The organism is Actinosynnema sp. (genome assembly GCF_052038725.1).
In genome coordinates this window covers 1-2,876 of record NZ_JBQGCX010000498.1, presented here as the reverse complement: position 1 = coordinate 2,876, position 2,876 = coordinate 1, and the positions used below count along the sequence as shown (strand labels likewise).

The 2,876-nt window shown below is 73.8% G+C and carries 1 protein-coding gene and 2 pseudogenes; 1 reads left to right on the top strand and 2 read right to left on the bottom strand.

Annotated features, from left to right (window positions below):
• Window positions 1–82: 82 nt before the first annotated feature.
• Both ACTUAL_RS10020 and ACTUAL_RS10015 read right to left on the bottom strand, forming a co-directional pair.
• Window positions 83–772 (bottom strand): annotated as a pseudogene (locus tag ACTUAL_RS10020) (endonuclease I family protein); the annotation flags it as partial.
• 105 nt (window positions 773–877) lie between these two features.
• A pseudogene (locus tag ACTUAL_RS10015) lies at window positions 878–1,249 on the bottom strand (DUF6359 domain-containing protein); the annotation flags it as partial.
• 449 nt (window positions 1,250–1,698) lie between these two features.
• Here ACTUAL_RS10015 and ACTUAL_RS10010 point away from each other — a divergent pair.
• Window positions 1,699–2,787 carry a hypothetical protein gene (locus ACTUAL_RS10010; protein ID WP_440900072.1) on the top strand — a complete coding sequence of 363 codons (1,089 nt, stop codon included), beginning with the start codon at window positions 1,699–1,701 and terminating at the stop codon, window positions 2,785–2,787.
• Window positions 2,788–2,876 lie beyond the last annotated feature (89 nt).

The following is a 2,876-nucleotide window of genomic DNA, read 5'->3' as shown; positions in this document are numbered from 1 at the left end:
GACCGCCCACCACGACCGCCCCGGGGCGCCGCGCGGGTCGCCGCACAGGTCGCCGAGGATCACGCGGGCGACCTTAACCCGATCAGCCCCAGATGGAGGAAACCCACTCCGGGTGGTCGATGAAGGGGTTGCGGTTGCCCTGGTAGCTGTCCTGGATGACCTGGTTGCGCCGCTGCTCGAAGGAGTCCGGCGGGTCCTGGGCGTGCCACTGCAGGAGCGCGGACAGCTTGCCGATGTTGGGCTTGCTGCCGTTGGAGACGCTGTTGTTGACCTCCAGGTCCGGCCAGCCGTCCGCGCCCTCGTAGCGGACCGCCATGTAGAAGATCATGCGGGCCACGTCGCCCTTGACGGCGTCGCGCGGCTCCCACGAGTCGGAGTCGGTGCGGTTGCCGGGGGCCTCGCTGACGGCGGTGCCGCCGTTGTCGAAGTCCTTGTTGCCGCGCTCGGAGTTGACCGACACGTCCTCGGGGCGCAGGTGGTGCAGGTCGGTGCCGGGGCCAGTGGCGGTGCCGAAGTCGCCGTGCGACTTGGCCCACACGTGCTCGCGGTTCCAGTCGTTCGGGTTGCCGCCGTTGGCGGTCTTGGACTGGGAGCGGCCGGAGTAGATCAGGATGACGTTGCCGCTGTTGCTCGGGTCCTGGTCGGTGTTGCGCAGCGCTTCCCACACCTGGTCGTAGCTGAGCTTGCGCGCGCCGGTGCTGATGATGGTGTGCAGCGCGGACTTGAGCGCGGAGCCGGTCTTGCCGAGCGCGGCCTGGTAGTAGGAGTCGGCGCCGCCGGGCCGGGTCGTGGTGGTGACGCCGGGCGTGGTGGTGGTGACCCGCGTCGTGGTCGTGGTCGTGCCGCCGCCGCTGTCGGCGCGGGCGAACGCGGACGGGGAGGTCAGGCCCGCGTGCGAGAAGTAGGCGTTGAGGGGGCCGGTGACGTCGATCCGGGCGCCCAGCAGGCTCGGGTTGCTCTGCAGGCCCCACGCGGCGCGGAACGACGCGGTGATCTGGACGTAGAGCATCTGGCCGGTGGAGGTCTGGGTGGGCGAGTCGGCGAGGGCGAGGGCGTAGTCGTTCGGGAAGTTGGTCCGCACGACGGTGCTGGTGGCCGTCGGCTGGCCGACGACGTAGCCGCGCACGGTGGCCGTGGAGCCGCCCTGCTGGGCGATGGCCTGCGCGACGGTGAGCGGGGCGGCGGCCCCCGACGCGGCGCGGTCGGGGATCAGCAGTGCCGCGGCGAGGGCGGCCACCGCGGTGAACATCGCCACCGGGTGCCAGGTCGTCCAACGACGTCGAGTGTCCACTTTCGAGGAATCCTCTCCGGCAAAGTGTGGCGCAGGGTCACCACACGAACACAGAATCGCACGTCAGTGGCCACTTCAGAGTGAACGACCGTTGACAGTGTGAATAAGTGCCGAAGTCCGGGGTCACCCCGCACGGGCGTCACACCATCGAGTGGACTCCGATGCGTCTCGTGCCGGAATCGCCCGCCTCCCGAGGGGCTTTGCTTCCACCGCCGATGCTCCGCGAGCGCCGCAGAACTGCGGTCCGTGACGGGTGCACCGCACCCGACCTGCGTTGATCGCCAGGACCGTCACCGGGAGTGCAGGCGCACGGGCGGATGCACGTTCACCGCGCCCGCTCCGGCGGCGACCACCGGGGGCGGCGACCACTTGAGGCCCCCACCGCCCATCGGCCACCCTTCCCGACCATGACCGACCGACCCGGTGGTCCCACCGACCCCGACTTCGCGGGCCCGCCGCTGCCCGTCCCGGTGCAGCGGCTGCTGGGCGAGGCCGAGCACGCGCTGGGCGGGCTGGACGAGGCCGCGTGGCGCCTCCCGGACCGCTCGGTGCTGGCCCGCTGCGCGCGCATCCGCGACGCCAGGGGCGCGGCGGCGCGGGCAGGCCGCAGCGCGGACCTGGTGGACGCCTGGCTGTTCGCCGACCTCGGCGCCGGGACGCCGCCGGACCTGCTGCTGCGCGCGGTGTCCCCCGAGGAGGACGAGCCGGACGCGCCGCCCTCCCCCGCCTCGGAGGGCGCGCACCCGCCGTTCGACCGCTACCTGGCCGCGCTGGAGCTGGGGGCGGACCTGCTGGCGCGCGGGCGGGCGCTGGACGTGCGGCTGCTGGCCGAGGTGGGCGCGGTCCGGGCGCGCGGCAGGGGCGCGCCGCCGCTGGCCGGGTCGGCGGCGCTGCGCGCCTGGTCGGTGTCCACGCGCGCGCTCGAACCGCTTCCCCGCATCGCGCGGCTCGCCCTGGAGCACCGGCTGCTGGCGCTGCACCCGCCGTTCCCGGACGCCGCGGCCGTGGTCACCTCGCTGCGGCTGGTCGGGTCGGGGCTGCTGCGCGACCAGATCCTGCCGCTGTCGGTGTGGCTGGACACGCACGCGGACCGGCGCGACGCGCTGCTGCGCGGCTCACCGGTGGGGTGGGTGGAGTTCTTCGCGCGCGGGGTGCGCGAGCTGGCCAGGGCGCAGACGAACCTGATCGAGGAGCTGGCGGCGCTGCGGGCGCACCACCTGAACCTGGTGCCGCACCCGCGCAGCGCCCGGCGCGTGGCGGCCGACCTGGTGGCGAGCCCGGTGCTGACCCACCCGGCGCTGGTGCGGCGCCACGGGTTCACCGCGAAGACGGCCACCGACGTGACGCGCAGGCTGCTGGAGCTGGGGCTGGTGACGACGCTGGACGACCGGCCCTACCGGAAGGTGTTCCTGTGCGTGCCGGTGCTGCGGCTGCTGACGACCGAGCCGCCGGGTGAGCCGATCCGGGACGAGGACGCCTTCAAGACCGGGCACTAGGTCCGCTCGGCGCGCTCCAGCAACCGCCGGACCCGCCGGGCGGCCTCGTCGTCGCCGCTCTCCAGCAGCGCCAGCGCGTCCCGGTACCG